Source organism: Roseovarius sp. D22-M7 (assembly GCF_037083785.1).
Taxonomy (GTDB): Bacteria; Pseudomonadota; Alphaproteobacteria; order Rhodobacterales; family Rhodobacteraceae; genus Roseovarius.
Window position 1 is genome coordinate 19,247 of record NZ_JBAPKY010000033.1, and the last position, 21,667, is coordinate 40,913.

The following is a 21,667-nucleotide window of genomic DNA, read 5'->3' on the forward strand; positions in this document are numbered from 1 at the left end:
GTTCGGCGGCCGGTCGCGCTAGGTCATGCGCAGCAGCGACATGAAGAGGACCGCTTTGATGACCACGCCCGTTTCCGCCGCCTTCACCGAAACCGATCTCGACGCGATCGCCGGCGCCGAGGGTCGCGTCGCGGTCTTCGTCACCCCCGAGGGCAAGCTCGATCCGGCCGGCCGGCGCGTGAACCGCCTGACCAAGGGCGCGCTCGCGCGGCTGATCGAGGCCGACACGCTCGACGGCAAATCGCCCGGCGACGTGCTGACCCTCGACTGGCCGGCGGGCATGACCGCCCGCGCGCTCGACATCGTGGTGCTGCCGCGCAGCGCCACGGTCGACGAGTCGCGCCGCGCCGGCGTGGCGCTTGGCCGCAAGATCGGCGAGGCCGGTCTGCTGATCCTCGGCGGCAGCCTCAAGCGCCCGGTCGAGGTGGTGCTGGGCGCGGTGCTGCGCGCCTACGAGTTCAGCGTGCACAAGACGGCCGAGGCCAAGGCCAAGGGCGCCGTCACCGCCATGGTCGCCAAGCCCGACGAGGTCGAGGCGGACGCCGCCCCCGCCCTCATGGTCGCCGAGGGCGTGTTCTTCACCCGCGATCTGGTCAGCGAGCCGGCCAATCACCTGACCACCACCGAATTCGCCAGCCGCATCGAGGCGATGAAGGATCTCGGCCTCAAGATCACCATCCTCGAAGAGTCGGACATGGAAAAGCTCGGCATGGGCGCGCTGCTTTCCGTGGGCCTCGGCAGCGCCACCCCGTCCAAGCTCGCGGTGATGGAATGGCAGGGCGGCAAGGCCGGCGACGCGCCGCTGGCGCTGGTGGGCAAGGGCGTGATCTTCGACACCGGCGGGATCAGCATCAAGCCCGCGCAGGGGATGGAAGACATGACCATGGACATGGCCGGCGCGGGCGTGGTCGCCGGTGTCATGCGCACGCTGGCAAGGCGTCAGGCCAAGGCCAACGTGGTGGGCCTTGTCGGGCTGGTGGAAAACATGGTCTCGGACCGCGCGACCCGGCCCGGCGACGTGGTCACCTCGATGAAGGGCGACACGATCGAGGTGATCAACACCGATGCCGAGGGCCGCATGGTTCTGGCCGATGTCCTCTGGTACGCGCAGGAAACCTACAAGCCGCGCGGCGTGATCGATCTCGCCACCCTCACCGGGGCCGCCATCGTCGCGCTCGGGCACGAGAACGCCGCGGCGCTCAGCACCGACGACACGCTCTGCGACGCGGTGCTGAAGGCCGCGAACGCCGAGGGCGAGGGGCTGTGGCGGATGCCCCTGGGCAAGGCCTATGCCGACATGATGAAAAGCGACATCGCCGACGTGAAAAACTCCGGCGGGCGCCCGGCGGGCACCATCACCGCGGCGGAATTCCTGCACCGCTTCATCCAGGACGACATGCCATGGGTGCATCTCGACATCGCCGGCGTCGCCAGCGTCAAGTCGGAAACCACCTATGCGCCCAAGGGCGCCTCGGGCTGGGGGGTGATGACGCTGAACCGTCTGGTGGCGGACATGCTCGAAGGGTGACGGCATGGGCGCCGCCTATTTCTACCACCTGACCCGCCGCCCGCTCGAGGTGACGCTGCCGCAACTGTTGCAAAAGGCCCTCGGCGCGGGCTGGCGGGTCGCGGTGCGCGGCACCGATCCCGACCGCCTCGACTGGCTCGACCGGCAGCTCTGGCTGGGCCCCGAGGACGCGTTCCTGCCGCACGGCCTCGCCGGCGGGCCGCATGACACCGACCAGCCGGTGCTGCTGACCACCGACGCCGCCCTGCCCAACGGCGCCACCTGCGTGATGGCCGTCGACGGCGCCGAGGTCGCGGCGTTGGAGGTGACGCAGATGAACCGCGTCTGCATCCTTTTCGACGGCAACGACGCCACGGCGCTGGACCGGGCCCGCGGCCAGTGGAAGGCGCTGACCAGCGCCGGCTGCCCGGCGCAATACTGGTCCGAGGAGTCGGGCCGATGGGAAAAGAAGGCCGAGAGGTAAGACGGCCCGTGCCCTAACCGCGCCATCGCATGTCCGCGGGCAGGCGAGCCAACGGGCTTACAGCGCGCTTTATCCCCGCCACCCCGCAATAGCCCCAATCGATCCGCCAACGTCGAAAAATCGCCTGTCCGGGGGGCGGACATGCGATGGCGCTGCGGCGCGTCGCGCCGCGTACCGCGCCGGGGCAACAGCGGGAACGGTGCCTCGCCCCTCGGCGCACCTGTCGCCCCCCCCTCTGGACATTCCCCCCGCACCACGGTTTACCCGCCCCATGACAGACCCGATCTACGCCATCCCCGANTTCCCCCCGCACCACGGTTTACCCGCCCCATGACAGACCCGATCTACGCCATCCCCGACATCCACGGACAGGCCGCCCAGCTCGAACAGGCCCTCGCGCTGGTGGCGCGCGACGGCGGGCCCGACGCCCGCATCGTCTTTCTCGGCGACCTCGTGGATCGCGGCCCCGACAGCCGCGCGGTGATAGAGCGTGTCATGCAGGGCCAGGCAGAGGGCCACCCCTGGACCGTCCTGCGCGGCAATCACGACCAGATGTTTCTCGATTTCCTCGACACGGGCAGCCTGCAATTCCGGCAGATCAAGTCCGGCCTGTCGTGGCTCGATCCCCGGCTGGGCGGGGCGGCAACGCTGGCCTCCTACGGCGTGACCGAGACGCGCGACGCCGCCGCCTGGCGCGCGGCGCAGGCCGCCGTGCCACAGGCGCATCGCGACTGGCTCGCCGGTCTGCCGCTCTGGCACGAGGTGGGGGCGCTGCTGTTCGTGCATGCCGGCATCCGCCCCGGCGTGCCGCTCGACGACCAGACGCCCGAGGACCTCCAATGGATCCGCGACGGCTTTCTCGACTACGAGGGCGCACATCCATGGCTCGTGGTGCACGGGCACACGGCGCTCGACTTCCCGCAATATTTCGGCAACCGCGTCGACCTCGACGCAGGCGCCGGCTACGGCCACCCGCTCTGGCCCGCGGTGTTCGAGGGCACCAATGGCTGGCTTTTGTCCAAGGCCGGCCGCACCCCCCTCTGCCCCTGAGTCTGCCCCCGAACTTCACGCCCCCGCCCCTCGTCATCGTCCAGTGCGACCGGACGATCTCTCACTCCCGACGGATGATCCCGGTGATCGCAGCGGCGCCCACGGCGGTGACGATCCAGCCGAACAGCTTGAGAAACCACGACAGCACCCATGCCAGACTGCCCCACGCCGTCGCCGTGGTCGCGGTCCACGCAGCTTCTTGTCCCAAATCGACCAAAGGAATGAACACGTCCGCCGCGTAGGCGAAAGCGCTGAAGGTCTCGTAATGCTGCCCAGTCTCCGACGCGATCCATGCCAATGCGGGAAAATCGGGGTTTTCCGCCAGTGCCGACGCCCATTGCGGCGAGGTCAGGACAATAGCCGAATTCGGAACCATTCCCCCGAAATTCCAGACCCAGAGATAGAATGACCACATCACGCCTATTGTGACCGCTGCCCATGCAAGGACGCGTTGCGGCGCATGGCCATACCCGACCATATAGCGCAAAGCACCGTGCCAGAGAGGTATGATCCGCAGATCCAGCCAGATGCGCGTCAGGCGGTTTTGTATCTCGTGATGGTCCGGCGGTTTCGGCGTCCCATCGCGCCGCGCGCGCAAATCCGCATGCTCCTCGATCGCGCGTCTTCGCCAGTCTCGCGCAAGCAGAATTTCCTTTTCCAACCGCACCCGCCGCGCATCGCTTGTATGCCCCATGCTTTGCATGACCTGCGCCAGTTGCTCATAGGGTTGCGGGCGAAACTCACCCTTCGTTGCGGCATCCTTGGCTAACCATTTAAGTCGCATCGTAGCGGTCAGAGGCTCGTGAATATGCTCATAGCGTAACCCATTGAGATGAAGTCTATCCACCAACTCCCAGCTTGACGCGTCATCCACCAGATCCGCCACCCGCGCCGAACTCAGATCCACAATCCCCTTGACGGAAGTGACCTCACGCCAAAGAAAACCTCCCTTTACCTCCATTTTCTGCGCGTTAATCGCACGCCCTTTCGCATTCGAAAACCGCGCGACCTCGCAAACCAACTGCCCGCCAATCTTGGTACCGGCAAGACTCACCTCCCCCTCGGCCTCGACCTCGCACAGAAAAACATCACCCGTCACCTGCGCGCGCTGCATTTCGAGCGCAATCTCTTTCGCGTTCGAAAACCGCGCACCCGCGCAGGCCAACTGCCCGCCAATCACGGCCCCGGACAGGCTCACTTCACCGTCGGCCTGGACCTTTCGCAGAAAAACATGACCCGTCACTCTCGCGCCCTGCGCGGTCAGCGCCGGCAGATGGCTGCGATTGAAGTTCAGTAACTCGAACCGCGTTTGCCACGCGTCGATCCGGTTCTCGAACCGGCAGGCGTAAAGCCCGGTCCTGCCCTTGGCTGTGGCGAAATTCAGATCAAGGCTGCCGGTCACATAGGCCCCGAACAGATCAACACCCACATCCTGCGTCGGGCACTCGCTGCACCCTCCGGTGATCAGATAGCGCAGCAGGTCGGCGCGGACGGTGCGGGTGTCGCTCGGGCCATCGGGCACCTCGCCATCCTCCAGAAAAGTCAGCTTTCCTGCCCGGCAAGTCTGGATCAGGGTCTCCTCGGCGCTGGTCAGGTCGCCCTGTTCACGCAATCTTCGGATATCGGCATCGGTCCGGATGGTCATGGCACTACACTCGCGCGACAGGGGCGTCTGGGGGCTGATCGACGGAACCACCCCGGGGCCGCCGTGGCAAGCCGCGGATTTGCGTACACGTCAGGGGTGAAAAACGTACACCCCGTACGCAGGGCCGCCGATGATCGTTGCCAAGCGCGGGGCCGAGTCGCTAGGCTCGACCCGACAGGATTCACAGGAGGACCCCATGACCGATATCGTGATACTCGACGGTTGCCGCACCGCCATCGGCACCTTCGGCGGCAAGCTTGCCGGAACACCGCCCACCCAGCTTGGCGCGACCGTGGCGAAAGAGGCGATGAAACGCTCGGGCGTCGAGGGCGGGCAGATCGGGCATGTGGTCTACGGCCATGTCATCAACACCGAACCGCGCGACATGTATGTCAGCCGGGTCTCGGCCATCGAGGCCGGCATCCCCGACACGGCGCCTGCGATGAACGTCAACCGCCTCTGCGGATCGGGCGCGCAAGCCATTGTTTCAATTGTGCAATCCCTAATGCTGGGGGATGCCGATTTCGGTCTCGCCGGCGGTGTCGAGAACATGAGCCGCTCGCCCTTCATCATCCCCGATCAACGCTGGGGCGCCAAGATGGGCGACATCAAGACGCTCGACATGATGGTGGGCACGCTGACCTGTCCGTTCGGATCGGGGCATATGGGCGTGACCGCCGACAATGTCGCCAAGGAACACGATATCAGCCGCACCGACCAGGACGCCTTCGCGCTCGAAAGCCAGCGCCGCGCCGCCGTGGCGATCGAGGAAGGGCGGTTCAAGTCGCAGATCGTGCCCGTCGAGGTCCGCGTGAAGCGCGACATGGTGGCCTTCGACACCGACGAACACCCCAAGCCCACGACCGCCGAAGGCCTCGCCGGCCTGCGCCCCGCCTTCCAGAAGGACGGCAGCGTAACTGCCGGAAATGCAAGCGGAATCAACGACGGCGCGGCGGCGCTGGTGCTGGCGCGGGGCGACGCGGCCGAGGCTGCGGGGCTGAAACCCCGCGCGCGGATCCTCGGCTACGCGCATTCCGGCGTGCGCCCCGAGGTGATGGGGATCGGCCCGATCCCCGCGGTCCAGACCCTGATGGAGAAGACCGGGCTGAGCCCCTCGGATTTCGACGTGGTGGAATCCAACGAGGCGTTCGCTGCGCAGGCGCTCGCGGTCAACAAGGGGCTGGGGCTCGATGCCGGCCGCGTCAACCCCAATGGCGGCGCCATCGCGCTCGGCCATCCGGTCGGCGCCACCGGCGCGATCCTGACCGTCAAGGCGCTTTACGAGCTGGAGCGGACAGGGGGCAAACGCGCCCTCGTGACCATGTGCATCGGCGGCGGCCAGGGCATCGCCATCGCGCTCGAGGCGCTCTGACGCGGGTTTTCGGCCCGCGTTAACGGCCTTTTCACGACGATGCCGGATTGTGGGGCGCACACGGTCCGGCACGTCGGAGGATGGGCATGACGCTTGCCAACAAGCTGGCGGAGGAACGGCGCGCCAGGTTGGCCGCCGAACGGCTGCTGGAACAGAAAAAGGCGGAATTACAGGCCGCCAACCGCAAGCTGGGCAACCATGCGCGGGCGCTGTCGAACGAGATCCACGACACCCGCGCCGAGGTGCAGACGGTGCGCGACGAGAACATGCGCGTCAAATCGGATCTCAGCGTCGCCAATGAAAAGGTCGAGATCGCCGAGCGGCGGCTCTGGCATTCGATCCAGACGATCCAGGACGGGTTCGCCTTCTTCGATTCCGAAAGCCGGATGATCGCCGCGAACGACGCGTGGCTGGCGGTGTTCGACGGGGTCGAGACGGTCACGCCCGGTGTCAGCTATATCGAGATCCTGCAGATCCTGACCGAGGAGGGCATCGTCAATATCGGCGACCTCGCGCCGCATGAATGGCGCGAGCGGATGATCGACCGGTGGCAGCAGGACAACCCGGAACCGGAGGTGCTGCGCCTGTGGAACGACCAGTACATCAAGCTGACCGATCGCCGCGGCCATGGCGGCGACATCGTCAGCCTCGTGCAGAACATCACCGCCTCGATCCGCTACGAGAAGGACCTGAAAGAGGCCCGCCGCCGCGCCGAGATGGCCAATCGCGCGAAATCCACCTTTCTCGCCAACATGAGCCACGAGATCCGCACGCCGATGAACGGCGTCGTCGGCATGGCGGACCTGTTGCTCGACGGCGACCTGACAGAGGAACAGCGGCTTTACACCTCGACCATCAAGCATTCCGGCGAGGCGCTGCTGGAGATCATCAACGACGTGCTCGATTATTCCAAGATCGAGGCCGACAAGCTGGTCCTGCAAGCCGCGCCTTTCGATCTCGAGCACAGCATCCACGAACTGGTGACGCTGATGCAGGCCACCGCGCGCGACAAGGGGCTGGATATCCTGGTGGATTACGACCTTTTCCTGCCCACAGGGCTGATCGGCGACCCGGGCCGCATCCGGCAGATCATGACCAACCTTCTGGGCAATGCGCTGAAATTCACCGAGGCCGGGCATGTCCTCGTGCGCGTCACCGGCGTGCCCCATCCCGAGACCGCGACCGCGACCGTGCATGTCTGTATCGAGGATACCGGCATCGGCATCTCCGACGACAAGATCGAGCATATCTTCGGCGAGTTCAATCAGGTGGATGACGAACGCAACCGCAAGTTCGAGGGCACCGGGCTGGGTCTCGCGATCTCGGAAAAGCTGGTGCGCATGATGCAGGGCGACATCTGGGTCGAGTCGGTGCCGGGCAAGGGATCGACCTTCGGCTTCTCGATGACCCTGCCGGTGTCGGAGGACGGCGCGGCGCGGGAACCGTGGCTGCCCGCCGGGCTGCGCCGCGTTCTGATCGTCGATCCGCAGGAGGCCAGCCGCAGCATCCTCTCGCGCCAGCTATCGGCGCTGCGTGTGGACACCACCGGGTGCGGCAGCGCGGCAGAGGCGCTCCACCTCGTCGATGCCGGCATTGACGCGATCCTTGCCGAGCACAACATGGCCGAAATGGACGGGATCGAGCTGGCCGCGGCGCTGCGTGAGGCCGGTCACGCGACGCCCGTGATCCTCTTCAGCCGCAACACCGGCCATGCCGAGCAGGACCCGGGCCGCGCCTACCTGCACGCCGTCCTGCACAAGCCCGCACCACGCCGCGCCCTGATCGACGCGCTGTGTTCCATCGCACCACGGGCCGAGGACAGCGCGCCGCCCGCCCAGGCGCGGGTGATGCGGGTGCTGGCCGCCGAGGACAACAAGACCAACCGGCTGGTCTTTTCCAAGATGGTCAAGACGCTGGATATCGACCTGAAATTCGCCGAGAATGGCCGCGAAGCCGTCGAGCTTTTCCAAAGCTTCGATCCCGATGTGATCTTCATGGACATCTCCATGCCCGAAATGGACGGAAAACAGGCCGCCACCGCCATTCGAGAGATCGAGGCGGCAACCGGAGCGCATGTGCCGATCGTCGCCATGACGGCGCATGCCATGCAGGGCGACGATGCCGAGATCCTCGCCGCCGGTCTCGACCACTACCTGACGAAACCGCTGCGCAAGGAGGCGATCACAGCACATATCACCGAGGCCCGCCCCGCCTGCACGCGTCCGCCCGTCGCCGACATGGACGGGGCTCAGGCCGGGTAGGCGCGCAGGAAGACCGGTTTGTCGCGCTCCGACATCTCATCGTTGTAGCGATACCCGCCCATGTCGAACTCCTTCAGCGTTTCTGGATGTGTCAGCCGGTTCTGGATCACGAAGCGGGCCATCGCCCCGCGCGCTTTCTTGGCGTAAAAGCTGACGACCTTCGGCGTGCCGGCCTTTTCTTCCATGAAGACGGGCGTGATCACCCGCAAGTTCAACGCGTCTTGGTCCACGGCGCCGAAATATTCCTGGCTGGCGCAATTGACCAGCGTGTCGGCGCCGATCTCGGCCGCCTGCGCGCTGAGCGCCTTGGCAATCGTGTCGCCCCAATACGCGTAAAGCGTCTTGCCATGCTCGGTTTTCAGACGGCTGCCCATCTCCAGCCGGTAAGGCTCGATCGCATCGAGCGGGCGCAGCAGGCCGTAAAGCCCGGACAGGATACGGAAATGATCCTGCGCCCAGGACATTTCATCCGAGTCGAGACTGTTGGCTTCCAGCCCCTGGTACGTGTCGCCCGCAAAGGCGAGCGCGGCGGGCTTGGCCTCCATCGTGCCGAAATCGGCAAACCGGTCGGCGTTGAGCCGGGCCAGCGGCTCGCTGATCTTCATCAGGTCCTGCAAATCGCCAACGCTCAGCCCGCGCGCCACCGATGCCAGTTCCTCGGCCTGCGCGTGGAAGGCGGGCCGCGTCGGGGTGATCCCGGGGACGGGGGTCATGTCGAGCTTCTTTGCGGGCGAGACGACAACCAGCATGCGGACATTCCTTTGCAATGACTATTCGCTGGGATTTAATCCGCCATGCGCAGGACGTCCAGAAAGGCCGGGCCAAAGCGCTCTGCATATTTCTCGCCGATGAGGCGGGCAAGCTCCTGGCTGTCGCGCGGCCTGTGCCGCGCCACCTTGGCAAGGGCCGAGGCCGAACAGCTCAGCGGTTTGTCGATGCCGTCGGGGCCACGCGCCAGCCGCGCCTGCACTTCAATCAGTTGGTCATAGACTTCGCCAGAGGCCTGGCCGGCCAGCTTGCGGCGGGTGGGGTGCACCTCCTCGACCGCGCCGTTGATCACCGACAGGAACTCGGCGCCGTAGCGTTCAAGTTTCGTCGCCCCCACCCCGCCGATCCGCGCCATCTGGTCGAGACCCGCAGGCCGCGTCTCGGCCATCTCGATGAGCGTCCGGTCGTTGAAGACGATATAGGCGGGCACGCCCGCGGCCTCGGCCAGCGCCCGGCGCTTGGCCTTGAGTGCCGACAGAAGCGGCGCATCCTCGTCCGACACGAGCGCCTTGACCGCCGGGCGCGGCGCGCGGGGCGCTGTCTCGCGGCGCAGGGTGATCTCCTCTTCGGCGCGCAGGATCGGGCGCGCGGCCTCGGTCATCACCAGCGCGCCGTGCCGCTCGGGATCCGGGCGCACGAGGTCATGCCCCATCATCTGGCGAAACACCGCCTGCCAACCGCGCTTGTCGATGTCGCGCCCCACGCCGAAGGTGGGCAGACGGTCGTGCCGGCGCGCGGTGACCTTCTCGGTGGCGTTGCCGATCAGGATGTCAATCAGGTGCCCGGCGCCGAAGCGTTCCTCGGTGCGCAGGATCGCCGACAACGCCTTGCGCACCGCCGCGGTGCCGTCGAATGTCTCGGGCGGGGTCTCGCAAAGGTCGCAATGCCCGCAAGGCGCCGCCTCTTCGCCGAAATAGCGCAGCAGCGCCACCCGGCGACAGCTCAGCGCCTCGGCCAGCCCCAGAAGGGCGTTGAGCCGCCCGTGATCGGCCATCCGCCGCTCGGCGGGCGCGAGCCCCTCGTCGATCTGCGACCGGCGCAGGCGGATATCGTCGGGGCCGAACAGCGTCAGCGTCTCGGCCGGGGCCCCGTCGCGGCCGGCGCGCCCGATCTCCTGGTAATACGCCTCGATGGATTTCGGTAGATCGGCATGCGCGACCCACCGGATGTCCGGCTTGTCCACGCCCATCCCGAAGGCCACCGTCGCCACGACGATCAGCCCGTCCTCGGTGTTGAAGCGCTGTTCTACATGGCGGCGCCGGTCGGCCTCCATCCCGCCGTGATAGGCACAGGCGGCGTGCCCCGCCTCGCCAAGCGCCTGCGCGAGGCTTTCGGTCCGCGCGCGGGTGCCGCAATAGACGATGCCCGACTGCCCCTTGCGGGCGTCGGCGAAGTCCATGATCTGGCGGCGCGGCCCGTCCTTGGGCTGAAACGACAAGTGTATGTTGGGCCGGTCGAATCCGTGCAGGAAGATCTGCGGCGGCTGGCCGTCGAACAGTTTCGCGACGATCTCGTCGCGGGTCTCGGCGTCGGCGGTGGCGGTGAAGGCGGCCAGCGGCACGCCCAATGCGCGCCGTAGCTCTCCGATCCGCAGGTAGTCGGGCCGGAAATCGTGCCCCCACTGGCTGACACAATGCGCCTCGTCCACGGCGATCAGCCCCACGCCGATCCGACGCAGCATGCCGATGGCCGATCCCGCCGCCAGTCGTTCGGGCGCGATATAGAGCAGGCGCAGTTGTCCGGCCTCGAGCTTTTGCCAGACCTCCGCGGTCTCCTCGTCGGTATTGCCCGAGGTCAGCGCGCCGGCCTCGACCCCGGCGGCCCTCAGCGCGCGCACCTGGTCGCGCATCAGCGCGATGAGCGGCGATATCACCACCGTCACGCCGTCGCGGATCAGCGCCGGCAGCTGGAAGCACAGCGACTTGCCGCCCCCCGTCGGCATGATCGCCAGCGTGTTGCAGCCGGTGGCGACGGTGTGCACGATCTCTTCCTGCCCGGGGCGAAACGCGTCGAAACCGAAGACATCGCGCAGAAGCGTTGCGGCGCTCGACATGGGCGGACCTGTGTGTTTATACCATATGTGCTATCACTGGCACTCTTTCACACCAGAATTCGGGGGGCAATAGCCGTGTTCAGTAAAACACCGCCGCGTTGTTGATCAGGATGATGCGCAGCGCGTAGACGCCCACCAGCGCCACCAGCGGCGACAGGTCGATGCCCGACATGTTGGGAAGGACGCTGCGGATCGGCGCATAGATCGGCTCCAGCAAACGGTTGAGGGCGTACCAGATCTGCGCGACGAATTGCTGGCGCAGGTTGAGAACCTGGAAATTGATGAGCCAGGACATGATCACATGCGCGATGATGAAGAACCAGACGATATCGAGCAGCAGCATCAGGATCTGGTAAAGCGATTGCATGGGCGTTTGTCCTTTCGACGGTCCTTTGATCTCGCGCGCCCACGCCCTAAGCGAGCCTGCGTGAAAGCGCAAGTCTGACGCGCGGTCGCGGTTGACCGTCCGGCCCGCCAGTGCCAAGGCGCAGCGACGAGGAGCGCACCCATGTATCCCTTTCTGCGCCTGATCTGGCAGATGCACAAACACCGCAAGTCGCCGCCCCTGCCGGTGACAGGCACACATGTGTCGCATCACTATTGCCTGCCATGGGATATCGACCTGTGGCGCGAGCTCAATAACGGGCGCACGCTGACGCTTTACGACCTCGGGCGGATCCCGCTGGCGGGCCGCGCCGGGCTGATCGCCGTGCTCAAGCGCAAACGCTGGGGACTGACCATCGCGGGTGCCAGCGTGCGCTATCGCCGACGGATCCGCGTGTTCGAGCGGATCGAGATGCGCTCGCGCATGGTCTGGTGGGACGACAAGTTCGTCTATATCGAGCAATCAATGTGGTCGCAGGACGGACATTGCGCCAATCACATCCTCTATCGCACCGCCGTCACCGGCAAGACGGGGATCATCCCGCCCGAGACCGTCATCGCGGAATTCGACGCAAGGACCGACCGCCCCGCGCAGCCCGACTGGGTGGGCGCCTGGATCGCTGCCGAGGCCAGCCGCCCCTGGCCCCCGATGCAGGATATGCAGGAATAGGTTGCGCGCCCGGACATGGCGCGGTCATATCGGCCCGAGGACCTAAGGGGCAGGCATGACCGGCATTTCACCGCGCAAACGCATTTGGGGCTGGTTCTTCTTCGACTGGGCCAGCCAGCCCTATCATACCCTTCTGATCACCTTCGTCTTCGGGCCCTACTTCGCCTCGGTCGCGTCGGACTACTTCATGACCACCGGCCTGGGCGAGGACGCCGCCGATGCCCGCGCCCAAACCATGTGGTCATGGTGCCTGACGGTGACCGGGCTGATCATCGGCTTCGGCGCACCGATCATCGGTGCCATCGCGGATACCACCGGCAAGCGCCTGCCGTGGATCGTGCTGTTTTCCCTGATGTACGTGGCCGGGGCCGGGGCGATCTGGTGGATGCTGCCGGATGGGTCCAACCTGTGGTTTGGGCTTGTCGCCTTCGGGATCGGCTTCATCGGCGCGGAATACGCGCTGATCTTCATCAATTCGCAACTGCCGTCGCTCGGCTCTCCGCAGGAGATCGGCGATCTCTCGGGCTCGGGCTTCGCCTTCGGCTATGCGGGCGGGGTGCTGTCGCTGGTCATCATGCTGGTGTTTTTCGTCGAACAGTCCAGCGGCAAGACCCTGCTGGGGCTCGACCCGGCCTTCGGCCTCGACCCGGAAGCGCGCGAGGGCACGCGCTTCGTCGGCCCGTTCACCGCGCTTTGGTTCGCGGTCTTCATGATCCCCTATTTCGCATGGGTGCGCGACACCTGCCCCGCCCGGCAGGGGCGCGGCATCCGGGACGCGCTCGGGCTTCTGACCCGCACGATCAAGGGCCTGCGCCACCGGCTGAGCCTCAGCACCTATCTCGGCTCGTCGATGTTCTACCGTGACGCACTCAACGGCCTCTACGGGTTCGGCGGCACCTATGCGATCCTCGTGCTCAACTGGTCGATCACCTCCGTCGGCATCTTCGGCATCGTTGGCGCGATTTCGGCGGCGGTGTTTTCCTGGGTGGGCGGCAAGGTCGACAAGCGGCTCGGGCCAAAGCCGGTGATCCTAGCCGCGATCTGGGGGCTGATCGCGGTCTGCGTGACGGTGGTCGGCATGGATCGCAGCCAGATCTTCGGCGTGCCCTTGCCCGAGGGCTCGATGGTGCCGGACGTGGTGTTCTTCGGCTGCGGCGTGCTGATCGGCGGGCTTGGCGGCACGCTTCAGGCCGCGAGCCGCACGATGATGGCACGCCACACCGATCCCGCGGCCCCGACCGAGAATTTCGGCCTTTACGGCCTGTCGGGTCGGGCCACCGCGTTTCTGGCCCCGGGGCTTATCGGGTTGGTGACCGCGCTGACCGGCAGCGCACGACTTGGCGTGTCGCCGGTGATTTTGCTTTTCGTGATCGGTCTGGTGCTGCTACACTGGGTGCAACCAGAAGGGGATCAAGAAACATGGGCCGTATCCTGACCACCGGCGCGCTGTTGCTCGGCCTCGCGGCCTGCCAGAGCGCCCCCGATCCCCAGACCGCCGAGCCGCCCGGCACCCTGTCGAGCCGTGACATCCCCGCCGAGATGCAGGGCGTCCAGGCCAAGCAGATTTTCGGGGCAAAGCAGCAGGCTTCGCTGCAGCGAGCGGACGTGCATGGCGGCTATGCCAAGGGGTGCCTCGCCGGCGGTACGGCCCTGCCCGAGACCGGGCCGACATGGCAGGCCATGCGCCTCAGCCGGAACCGCAACTGGGGCCATCCCGAGACCATCGATTTCGTGCAAAGGCTGTCGCGGGTCGCCGCCACGCAACCGGGCTGGAACGGGCTATATGTCGGCGATATCAGCCAGCCGCGCGGCGGGCCGATGCTGACGGGACACCGCAGCCATCAAAGCGGGATGGATGCCGATATCTGGCTGCGGCCCGCGGATGATCTGACGCTCAGCCGCGCGGCGCGTGAGAACATCTCCTCGATATCGATGCGGCGTGCAGGCGGGGCCTATACCAACGGCAACTGGACCCGCGCGCATCACGAGATCGTCGAGGCCGCGGCCCAAGACCCGCGCACCGCGCGGATCTTCATCTTTCCCGGCGCCAAGGTACGGATGTGTAACGACGAGACCGGCGACCGCGCATGGTTGCGCAAGGTCCGGCCGTGGTGGGGGCATCACTACCACTTCCACGTGCGGCTGAATTGCCCCGACGGGGCGGCGGGCTGCGAACCGCAGGCGGCACCCCCGCCCGGCGATGGCTGCGCCGAGGCGCAGCAATGGGTGCGCAATATACTGAACCCGCCGCCGCCCGATCCGGACGCGCCACCGCCCAAACCGCGGCGCGAGTTGACGATGGAAGACCTGCCGCGCCAGTGCCTCGCCGTGCTTCAGTCCGACTGAGGCCGGCTGGAACGCTTAAGGTAAGGCGGCGGTCACGATCAGTTCGACCTTGTATTCGGGCGTTGCCAGCTTCGCCTCGCCGCAGGCCCGCGCCGGGGCGTGACCCTCGGGCACCCAGTCGTCCCAGACCGCGTTCATCTCGGCGAAATCGGCCATGTCGGCCAGCCAGATCACGCATTGCAGGATACGGCTGCTGTCCGTTCCGGCCTCGGCGAGCAGCGCCTCGACCTTTTCGAGGCAGGCGCGCGTCTGGTCCGCCACGCCGTCGCCGGGCGTGCCGACCTGACCGGCGAGGTAGACGGTGCCGTCATGGGTGACGATCTGGCTCATGCGTGGGCCGGTCTTCTGGCGGGCGATCTCGGGCATGGGACGGCCTTTCGGTTGGGTCAGGAAAATCGGTCGGGGGCAAGCGCCGCGCGCGTGGCGGCGTCTATCGGCACGGTGCCGCCGGTGATCAGTGCGGCGGCAACCCGCGACAGCGCCGGCGCGGTCTGCACACCGTACCCGCCCTGTCCGGCCAACCAGAAGAACCCCTCGGCGCGGGGATCGAATCCGGCGACGGGCGTGCGGTCGGGCGCGAATGTGCGCAGGCCGGCCCAGCTATGCTCGACCCGCGTGACCTGCATCGTGACCGCCTGCTCGAACCGGTCAAGGCCTTCGGCCAGCACCATGTCCTCGGGCCAGGCATCATGCGGATCCACGGGATCCTCGTCGGCGGGCGAGACCATCAGCTTGCCCGCCTCTGGCTTGGCATACCACGTCTCGGCGATGGAGCCGAAGATCGGCCAATGCTCGATGTCGTTCCCCGCGGGCGCAGGGATGATCGCGGCGGACCGGCGGCAGGGCTGCAAGCCGATGCGCGGCAGGCCCGCAAGCGACGCCACCTCGTCGGCCCAGGCGCCGGTGGCGTTGACAAGAATGGGCGCGGCGTGGGTGCCCTGCGCCGTCTCGACCCGCCATTGCCCCGCTTCGCGCGCAATCGCGGTGGCGCCGGCGCCGGTCACGATCCGACCGCCCCTAGCGCGCAGCAGCCGCGCATAGCCCTGCAACATCCGTTCGACGTCGATGCCGCGCGCATCGCGTTCGATCAGCGCGCCCGCGATGCTATCCGGCCTCAAGATCGGCACGATCTCGGCGGCCTCACGCCCGGTCAGCCGCTCGACCCCCACAGCCCCGTCGAGATAGGCGTCGAGCACCGGCAATTCTGCCTCGGAGGCGATCATCAGCTCGCCACGGGGGCTGAGAATCGGGGCGTCGCTGATCTCGCCGGGGGACTTGAAGATCGGCTCGGCCACGGCGTTCAAGGCCCGCAGCGTGGCATTGCCGTAATTGCGGATGAAGATCGCGGCCGAACGGCCGGTCGCGTGGTAGCCGATCTGGCGTTCGGTCTCGAGCACGGTCACGTCCGCCCCCGCACGGGCGCATTCCGCCGCGGCGCTGATCCCGGCGATGCCGCCCCCGATCACGAGGATATCGGTCACGTCGCCGCCTCTTCAAAGCCGGTCAGCACGGCGGTCAGGTTCTGGCCCAGTTCCTGGCACAGGTACCCGCCCTCCTGCACGAACAGCGTCGGCAGCCCGAGGCCCGCGATCGCCGCTCCGATGCGCGAAAACCCCGGCGTGGTGATGGCGAGACCCTGGAAGGGATCGCCCTCGTAGGCATCGAGGCCAAGCGCGACCACCAGCGTGTCGGCCCCGAACGCCTCGATCCGCTCGAGCCCGCGGTCAAGAGTGCGCAAATAGGTGTCGTCACCGGTGCCGCGCGGCAGCGGCAGGTTCAGGTTGCACCCGATCCCCCGCCCCGTGCCGCGCTCGTCGGCATGACCCCAGAAGAACGGGTAGAACCGGGCTGGATCGGCATGCACAGAAACCGTCAGCACGTCGGCGCGGTCGTAGAAGATGCCCTGCGTGCCGTTGCCATGATGCACGTCCACGTCGAGGATCGCCACCCGCAGGCACAGCCCTTGCAACCGCTGCGCCGCGATGGCGGCGTTGTTTAGAAAGCAGAACCCGCCCGCGAGATCGGCGAACGCGTGATGCCCCGGCGGACGGCACAGCGCATAGGCGGCGCGGTCGCCGCCGGCCACCAGGTCGGCCGCGGTGACGGCACTTTGCGCGCCCCAATAGGCCGCCTCCCAGGTATGTGCGCCGATGGGACAGGCGGTGTCGGCCTGATGATAGCCGGCCTGCCCGACCGCGGATTTGGGGTAGCCGTCGCTGCGATTGGCGGGGTGGATGTTGGGGATCACTTCCTCGCCGCCGCCATCGATGCGCTGCCAGCGTGTGTAGATGTTGCGCAGGAAGGTCACGTATTCCGGGGTGTGCACGGCGGCAATCGGCCCGAGACCCGCGTCCTGCGGCGCAATGAGGTCACAGCCCGCTTCCTTGGCCCCGTCGGTCAGGCGCGCGATGCGTTCGGCCTGTTCCGGGCTTGGTTTGACCACGCCGTTGGCCATGAAATATTGCGGCTCGTGGTGCCATTGGCGGCTGTCGAACACGGCTTTCATCACTTCCTCCTGCCTTGGGCGATGCGGTCTCAGATCGCCGTCGCCTCCGCCCCTTTCAACCCCAGCATCGCGCGGGCGCGATCCGGGCCGGCGACCTCGCGACCCAGGGCCTCGACGATGGTGCGGACCTTGGCGACCTGCTCGGCGTTGGACCGCGCGAGGGTGCCGCGCGAGATCGTCAGGCTGTCTTCGAGCCCGACGCGCACATGCCCGCCCATGGCCGCTGCCTGCGCCGCCATCGGCATCTGGTGGCGGCCCGCGGCCAGTACCGAGAACATGTAATCCGTGCCGAACAGCTTGTCGGCGATGCGCAGCATGTGCGTCAGATTCTCGGGGTCCGGCCCCATGCCGCCCAATACGCCAAAGACGAACTGGATGAAATAGGGCGGCTTGACCAGCGCCCGGTCGGCGAAATGGCGCAGCATGGTGAGGTGGCTCAGATCGTAGCACTCGAACTCGAACCGGGCGCCGCGCTGCTGGCCCAGCTCGGTCAGGATGCGGGCGATGTCGCGGGGGGTGTTCTTGAAGACCAGATCGTCGGAGCCTTCAAGAAACGGCTTTTCCCAGTCGTGCCGCCACTCGGTGATGCGCGCGGCCATCGGGTAGAGCGCGAAATTCATCGTGCCCATGTTCAGGGACGCCATCTCGGGCGCGGCCTCTTTCGCGGCCGCGAGGCGGTCATCGAGGCTCATCACCGCGCTGCCGCCGGTGGACAGGTTCAGCACCGCGTCGCAGCCCTCTTTCAGCCGTGGCAGGAAGGCGCGGAAATGCGCAGGGTCCGCCGAAGGCCGGCCGGTTTCGGGATCGCGGGCATGCAGGTGAAGGATCGCCGCACCCGCCTCGGCCGCCTCCATGCCGGCGCAGGCGATTTCGTCGGCGGTGACCGGCAGATGCGGCGACATCGACGGCGTGTGGATAGAGCCGGTGAGCGCGCAGGTAATGAGGATCTCGCGCATTACACCGCCCCGTTGAGTGCGGGGCGGATTTCGGCGATGAACTCGGTCAGCGAGGCGTCCAGCATGTCGGTGATCTCGTCAAGGTGCCGCTCGGTCACGATCAGCGGCGGGGCGACGATCACGTGATCGCCCTCGACCCCGTCGCGGGTGCGCCGTGAATAGACGATCAGGCCCTTGTCGTAGGCGATCTCGACGAAGCGTTGATGCGCGTTCAGCCGCGCCGGCAGCGGCGCCTTGGTCTCGCGATCCGCCATGAACTCGAACGCCGTCAAAAGGCCCATTCCGCGCACGTCGCCGATGATGGCGTGGCGCTGCAGGAGGCCGTGCAGACGCTCTTGCAGCAGCGGCCCGATGCGCGCGGCATTGCCCACCAGGTCCTGCCGCTCGATCTCGTCGATGACGGCAAGACCGGCGGCGCAGGCCAGCGGGTTGCCGGCATAGGTAAAGCCATGTGCGAACCCGCCCGCGTCCAGCACCGCCTCGACCAGCCGCCCGTGCGCCACCATCGCGCCAAGCGGCACGTAGCCGGCGGCAAAGCCCTTGGACAGCACAAGGATGTCCGGCTCCAGATCCCAATGCTCGGAGGCGAGGAATTTTCCCGTCCGACCCGCCCCGGTCATCACCTCGTCGAGGATCAGCAGCACGCCGTATCTGCGGCAGATTTCCTGCACGCGTTCCATGTAGCCCCGGGGCGGCACCAGCGCGCCGGTCGACGCGCCGCCGACCGGCTCGACGATGAAGGCGAGCACGCTGTCGGGGCCCTCGGCGAGGATCTGCGCCTCGAGCATGTCGGCGTAGTGATGGCCCGTCGCCTCGTCCTCGGGGTCCAGCCCGTCGAGATAGGCGCGCGGGGCTGGCACCTTGGGCATGGCCTGCATCATCGGCGCGAAGGGCTCGGTCAGCGGCGCGTAGGACGTGATGGCCAAGGCCCCGAGGGTGCATCCGTGATAGGACGGCGCGCGGCTGATGATCTTCCAGCGACTGCCCTCGCCCTGCGCCAACGCATATTGGCGGGCCAGCTTCATCGCCGATTCCACCGCCTCGGACCCGCCCGACACGAAGAACACGCGGTTCAACCCCTCGGGGCAAAGCGTGGCTGTCTTGGCAGCCAGTTTTTCCGACGCCTCGGTCTCGAAATGCAGGCGGTAGCCGAAGGTGGATCTCTCCATCTGCCGGCGCATCGCCTCGAGGACGTTCTCGTTGGAATGGCCGATATTGCAGACCATCGCGCCGCTCGATCCGTCGAGATAGCGCCGCCCGTCCACGTCCCACATGTAGACGCCGCGCGCCTGGTCGAGGACGGGCTTGCGGTCGCGGCCCTGGTAGAAAAGATGCGAGGGGGGTCTGGTCATGGTCCTATCCCGGCAGTGCCGCGCAATCCTGTGGGCGCAGGTGCAGATGCACCTCGCTTCCCTGCTCGAACGGGCGCTCGTCGATCATGTTGATGGCCTGCAACTGCGTCTCGCCGGCGCGCACGAAGTACCGCACCGCCTGGCCCTGGTAGTCCACGGTCTCGACCTTGGCGGGGACCGAGATCACGCCCTCGGGGGCGGGGTCCCGCGACAGGATCAGCTTTTCGGCGCGCAGGACAAGTTTCGCCTTGCCGGTGCCCTTGAGGTTCGGGGCCTTGGCGGCGGGCACTTGCAGACGCCCGAAGGTCGGCTCTTCCAGCATCACGGCCTCGGCGTAGTCGGTGCAGGCGGCGTTCAGGATGTTGGACGCGCCCAGGAAATTCGCCACGAATTCCGACGCGGGGGTATTATAGACCTCCTCGGGGGCGCCGACCTGTTCGACCCGGCCTTCGGACATCACCACGATCAGATCCGACATCGCAAGCGCCTCGGACTGGTCGTGGGTGACGAAGATGGTGGTCACGCCGATGCGTTCCTGGATGCGCTTCAACTCCACCCGCATGTCTTCCCGCAGGTTGGCGTCGAGCGCCGAAAGCGGCTCGTCCAGCAGCAGCACGTCCGGCTCGATGACGATGGCGCGGGCCAGTGCGATGCGCTGCTGCTGACCGCCCGAAAGTTCCTTGGGGTAGCGGTCGCCCATCTGCGGAAGCTGTACCAAATCGAGCGCGGCTTGTACCTTTCCGGGGATCTCAGATTTCGGAATGTCGCGGTATTTCAGGCCGAAGGCCACGTTCTCGGCCACCGTCTTGTGCGGGAAAAGCGCGTAGTTCTGAAAGACCAGCCCAAGGTTGCGCTTGTGGATCGGCACATCGTTGACGCGGCGTCCGCCGATCAGGATCTCGCCCTCGGTCGGGTCGAGAAGCCCGGCGATCATCCGCAGGTTGGTGGTCTTGCCACAGCCCGACGGACCCAGAAGCGTGAGAAAGGTGCCCTCGGGGATCTCCAGCGTCGTGCGGTGCACCGCAGTCAGGGTGCCGAACCGCTTGACGATGTCTTTGAGGGTGACGGCGCTCATCGGCGGTCTCCTGGCGGGGGAAAAGACCCCGCCCCGGCGCGCGCCGGGACGGGACGCGGATCAGTACCCGCGCTGCACGCGGCTGAAGGTTTCCGACCACTCGGCCTCGTTACCGTTCCAGTAATTGGGATCGGCGAAGGTCAGCGCATCCAGCTTGCCGGTGGGGTCGAAGGCGGGCAGCTCGGGGATCTCGTCGCCCAGATCGACCTTCGTCGGGTCGAGCGCCGGCGGGTAGTTCTGCCCCTCGGCCACGGCGATCGAGGTTTCGGGCGCCAGCATGAAGTTCAGAAGCTCCTCGCAGGCCTCGACCGGGCTGCCCTTGATGACGAACAGGCATTCCTGCCACGCGAAACTGCCGGGCGCGTCGTAATAGCCGATATCGTGGCCCTCCTGCTGCAGGGCGGCGATGCGGCCCGACCAGCCTTCGGTGACATGGATCTCCTCCTCGGCCAGAAGGCTCATCAACTCGGCCCCCGAGGCCCAGTATTTCAGCGCCAGGTCGCGATGGCTGCGGATCGCGTCCCAGACGGCCTCCATGTCCTCGATGTTGTTTGGGTCCTGCCCGGTCTGCAGCGCTCCGTACCAGATGCGGGTGCGCCAGTCGGACCAGCCGCCGATCTTGTCCTTGTAGGCCTCGTCGATCAGGATCGACGCGCCTTTCTCCTTCATCTCCTCGTCCGAGATGTACTTGCGATTGTAGGCCAGACCGGTCGTGCCGTAATCGTAGGGCACCGCCGACAGGTAATCGGGCGTCACCCGTCGATAGGCGTCGGTCAGGGTGTCCATGACCAGCGACATGTTGGGGATGTTGTCGAGGTTCAGCTCGACCGTCAGATCGAAATTCACGTAGCGGGCATAGTCGAAGACGCCCGACAGATGCGCGACATTATACGCGCCCGGCTGGCTGGAGCGGACCTGTGCCAGATATTCGTCGCCGCCCGAGAAGGTGCCGTCGACCACCTCGATGCCGGTCTGCTCGGTATAGGGCTCAAACGCGTGTTCGCGGAACGCCTCGGACACGACGCCGCCCCAGCCGTCGAAGCGGACCTGCTGCACGTCCTGCGCGCGGGCGAACTTGGCGAAGGGCGTCTGCACCCCGTAGGCCAGTCCGGCCGCCCCCAGCAGCCCGAGAAAGTTGCGCCGGTCAAGATCGCCGCTCTGGTAGCGCTCCAGAAGTCGTTGGTATCTTTTGCCGTTATCCATCTGTCATGTCTCCTTGTCGAGGGTTGGGGCGGTTC

At 66.8% G+C, this 21,667-nt stretch carries 19 protein-coding genes; 8 read left to right on the forward strand and 11 right to left on the reverse strand.

Features of this window, described 5'->3' with window-relative positions; all coding sequences use genetic code 11:
- Positions 1 to 58: 58 nt before the first annotated feature.
- The 3 genes from V8324_RS14365 (at position 59) to V8324_RS14375 (ending at position 3,041) form a co-directional block, all read left to right on the forward strand.
- On the forward strand, positions 59 to 1,528 hold the full coding sequence (locus V8324_RS14365; protein ID WP_336420617.1) for a leucyl aminopeptidase: 1,470 nt from the start codon (positions 59 to 61) through the stop codon (positions 1,526 to 1,528).
- Between the two features lie 4 nt (positions 1,529 to 1,532).
- Entirely contained in the window at positions 1,533 to 1,991 is a 459-nt protein-coding gene (locus tag V8324_RS14370) for a DNA polymerase III subunit chi (protein ID WP_336420618.1), read from the forward strand.
- Between the two features lie 330 nt (positions 1,992 to 2,321).
- A complete protein-coding gene (locus V8324_RS14375; protein WP_336420619.1) occupies positions 2,322 to 3,041 on the forward strand; it encodes a metallophosphoesterase family protein in 720 nt (239 codons plus the stop codon).
- Positions 3,042 to 3,102: 61 nt separating this feature from the next.
- On the opposite strand, the gene V8324_RS14380 is transcribed toward V8324_RS14375, so the two are convergent.
- Positions 3,103 to 4,686 carry a hypothetical protein gene (locus tag V8324_RS14380; protein WP_336420620.1) on the reverse strand — a complete coding sequence of 528 codons (1,584 nt, stop codon included), beginning with the start codon at positions 4,684 to 4,686 and terminating at the stop codon, positions 3,103 to 3,105.
- A gap of 196 nt (positions 4,687 to 4,882) precedes the next feature.
- On the opposite strand from V8324_RS14380, the gene V8324_RS14385 reads away from it, so the two are divergent.
- Both V8324_RS14385 and V8324_RS14390 read left to right on the forward strand, forming a co-directional pair.
- Positions 4,883 to 6,058, forward strand: a complete 1,176-nt coding sequence (locus V8324_RS14385) for an acetyl-CoA C-acyltransferase family protein (RefSeq protein WP_336420621.1) — start codon at positions 4,883 to 4,885, stop codon at positions 6,056 to 6,058.
- Positions 6,059 to 6,144: 86 nt separating this feature from the next.
- On the forward strand, positions 6,145 to 8,319 hold the full coding sequence (locus V8324_RS14390; protein WP_336420622.1) for a response regulator: 2,175 nt from the start codon (positions 6,145 to 6,147) through the stop codon (positions 8,317 to 8,319).
- Here the strand turns inward: V8324_RS14390 and yaaA are convergent.
- The 3 genes from yaaA to V8324_RS14405 all read right to left on the reverse strand — a co-directional run bounded on the left by yaaA (position 8,307) and on the right by V8324_RS14405 (position 11,507).
- Positions 8,307 to 9,068, reverse strand: a complete 762-nt coding sequence (yaaA, locus tag V8324_RS14395) for a peroxide stress protein YaaA (RefSeq protein WP_336420623.1) — start codon at positions 9,066 to 9,068, stop codon at positions 8,307 to 8,309. The two genes, V8324_RS14390 and yaaA, sit on opposite strands and share 13 nt — an antisense overlap.
- A 35-nt stretch (positions 9,069 to 9,103) precedes the next feature.
- Positions 9,104 to 11,140, reverse strand: a complete 2,037-nt coding sequence (gene recQ, locus V8324_RS14400; protein ID WP_336420624.1) for a DNA helicase RecQ — start codon at positions 11,138 to 11,140, stop codon at positions 9,104 to 9,106.
- A gap of 79 nt (positions 11,141 to 11,219) precedes the next feature.
- Positions 11,220 to 11,507, reverse strand: a complete 288-nt coding sequence (locus V8324_RS14405; protein WP_336420625.1) for a YggT family protein — start codon at positions 11,505 to 11,507, stop codon at positions 11,220 to 11,222.
- A gap of 141 nt (positions 11,508 to 11,648) precedes the next feature.
- Here V8324_RS14405 and V8324_RS14410 point away from each other — a divergent pair, with 141 nt between their 5' ends.
- The 3 genes from V8324_RS14410 to mepA are packed head-to-tail and all read left to right on the forward strand — an operon-like array spanning position 11,649 to position 14,540.
- Positions 11,649 to 12,194, forward strand: a complete 546-nt coding sequence (locus V8324_RS14410; protein ID WP_336420626.1) for an acyl-CoA thioesterase — start codon at positions 11,649 to 11,651, stop codon at positions 12,192 to 12,194.
- Between the two features lie 55 nt (positions 12,195 to 12,249).
- The gene (locus V8324_RS14415; RefSeq protein ID WP_336420627.1) at positions 12,250 to 13,629 is read left to right on the forward strand and encodes an MFS transporter; all 1,380 of its coding nucleotides are present in this window, start codon (positions 12,250 to 12,252) and stop codon (positions 13,627 to 13,629) included.
- Positions 13,614 to 14,540 carry a penicillin-insensitive murein endopeptidase gene (mepA, locus tag V8324_RS14420; RefSeq protein WP_336420628.1) on the forward strand — a complete coding sequence of 309 codons (927 nt, stop codon included), beginning with the start codon at positions 13,614 to 13,616 and terminating at the stop codon, positions 14,538 to 14,540. The genes V8324_RS14415 and mepA overlap by 16 nt, the downstream gene beginning before the upstream one ends.
- A 15-nt stretch (positions 14,541 to 14,555) precedes the next feature.
- On the opposite strand, the gene V8324_RS14425 is transcribed toward mepA, so the two are convergent.
- Genes V8324_RS14425 through V8324_RS14455 form a run of 7 tightly spaced genes read right to left on the reverse strand, consistent with a single transcriptional unit; the run spans position 14,556 to position 21,632 of the window.
- Entirely contained in the window at positions 14,556 to 14,906 is a 351-nt protein-coding gene (locus tag V8324_RS14425; protein WP_336420629.1) for a RidA family protein, read from the reverse strand.
- 20 nt (positions 14,907 to 14,926) lie between these two features.
- Positions 14,927 to 16,021, reverse strand: a complete 1,095-nt coding sequence (locus V8324_RS14430; protein WP_336420630.1) for an NAD(P)/FAD-dependent oxidoreductase — start codon at positions 16,019 to 16,021, stop codon at positions 14,927 to 14,929.
- On the reverse strand, positions 16,018 to 17,046 hold the full coding sequence (locus tag V8324_RS14435) for a histone deacetylase family protein (RefSeq protein ID WP_336420631.1): 1,029 nt from the start codon (positions 17,044 to 17,046) through the stop codon (positions 16,018 to 16,020). The genes V8324_RS14430 and V8324_RS14435 overlap by 4 nt, the downstream gene beginning before the upstream one ends.
- Before the next feature lie 29 nt (positions 17,047 to 17,075).
- Positions 17,076 to 18,002: a 3-keto-5-aminohexanoate cleavage protein gene (locus V8324_RS14440; protein WP_336420632.1), complete on the reverse strand. Its 927-nt coding sequence runs from the start codon at positions 18,000 to 18,002 to the stop codon at positions 17,076 to 17,078.
- Entirely contained in the window at positions 18,002 to 19,354 is a 1,353-nt protein-coding gene (locus V8324_RS14445) for an aminotransferase family protein (RefSeq protein ID WP_336420633.1), read from the reverse strand. The genes V8324_RS14440 and V8324_RS14445 overlap by 1 nt, the downstream gene beginning before the upstream one ends.
- A 4-nt stretch (positions 19,355 to 19,358) precedes the next feature.
- Complete coding sequence (locus V8324_RS14450; RefSeq protein ID WP_336420634.1) at positions 19,359 to 20,429, reverse strand: ABC transporter ATP-binding protein; 1,071 nt, start codon at positions 20,427 to 20,429, stop codon at positions 19,359 to 19,361.
- A gap of 60 nt (positions 20,430 to 20,489) precedes the next feature.
- Complete coding sequence (locus V8324_RS14455) at positions 20,490 to 21,632, reverse strand: extracellular solute-binding protein (protein ID WP_336420635.1); 1,143 nt, start codon at positions 21,630 to 21,632, stop codon at positions 20,490 to 20,492.
- Positions 21,633 to 21,667 lie beyond the last annotated feature (35 nt).

What these genes read in the sequence shown, in the direction of transcription:
- V8324_RS14445 (WP_336420633.1), bottom strand. Translation starts at nt 19,354, where the DNA reads ATGACCAGACCCCCCTCGCATCTTTTCTACCAGGGCCGCGACCGCAAG.
- V8324_RS14425 (WP_336420629.1), bottom strand. Translation starts at nt 14,906, where the DNA reads ATGCCCGAGATCGCCCGCCAGAAGACCGGCCCACGCATGAGCCAGATC.
- recQ (WP_336420624.1), bottom strand. Translation starts at nt 11,140, where the DNA reads ATGTCGAGCGCCGCAACGCTTCTGCGCGATGTCTTCGGTTTCGACGCG.
- V8324_RS14450 (WP_336420634.1), bottom strand. Translation starts at nt 20,429, where the DNA reads ATGAGCGCCGTCACCCTCAAAGACATCGTCAAGCGGTTCGGCACCCTG.
- V8324_RS14380 (WP_336420620.1), bottom strand. Translation starts at nt 4,686, where the DNA reads ATGACCATCCGGACCGATGCCGATATCCGAAGATTGCGTGAACAGGGC.
- V8324_RS14410 (WP_336420626.1), top strand. Translation starts at nt 11,649, where the DNA reads ATGTATCCCTTTCTGCGCCTGATCTGGCAGATGCACAAACACCGCAAG.
- yaaA (WP_336420623.1), bottom strand. Translation starts at nt 9,068, where the DNA reads ATGCTGGTTGTCGTCTCGCCCGCAAAGAAGCTCGACATGACCCCCGTC.
- V8324_RS14435 (WP_336420631.1), bottom strand. Translation starts at nt 17,046, where the DNA reads ATGAAAGCCGTGTTCGACAGCCGCCAATGGCACCACGAGCCGCAATAT.
- V8324_RS14385 (WP_336420621.1), top strand. Translation starts at nt 4,883, where the DNA reads ATGACCGATATCGTGATACTCGACGGTTGCCGCACCGCCATCGGCACC.
- V8324_RS14375 (WP_336420619.1), top strand. Translation starts at nt 2,322, where the DNA reads ATGACAGACCCGATCTACGCCATCCCCGACATCCACGGACAGGCCGCC.
- V8324_RS14390 (WP_336420622.1), top strand. Translation starts at nt 6,145, where the DNA reads ATGACGCTTGCCAACAAGCTGGCGGAGGAACGGCGCGCCAGGTTGGCC.
- V8324_RS14415 (WP_336420627.1), top strand. Translation starts at nt 12,250, where the DNA reads ATGACCGGCATTTCACCGCGCAAACGCATTTGGGGCTGGTTCTTCTTC.
- V8324_RS14440 (WP_336420632.1), bottom strand. Translation starts at nt 18,002, where the DNA reads ATGCGCGAGATCCTCATTACCTGCGCGCTCACCGGCTCTATCCACACG.
- V8324_RS14370 (WP_336420618.1), top strand. Translation starts at nt 1,533, where the DNA reads ATGGGCGCCGCCTATTTCTACCACCTGACCCGCCGCCCGCTCGAGGTG.
- V8324_RS14455 (WP_336420635.1), bottom strand. Translation starts at nt 21,632, where the DNA reads ATGGATAACGGCAAAAGATACCAACGACTTCTGGAGCGCTACCAGAGC.
- V8324_RS14405 (WP_336420625.1), bottom strand. Translation starts at nt 11,507, where the DNA reads ATGCAATCGCTTTACCAGATCCTGATGCTGCTGCTCGATATCGTCTGG.
- V8324_RS14365 (WP_336420617.1), top strand. Translation starts at nt 59, where the DNA reads ATGACCACGCCCGTTTCCGCCGCCTTCACCGAAACCGATCTCGACGCG.
- mepA (WP_336420628.1), top strand. Translation starts at nt 13,614, where the DNA reads ATGGGCCGTATCCTGACCACCGGCGCGCTGTTGCTCGGCCTCGCGGCC.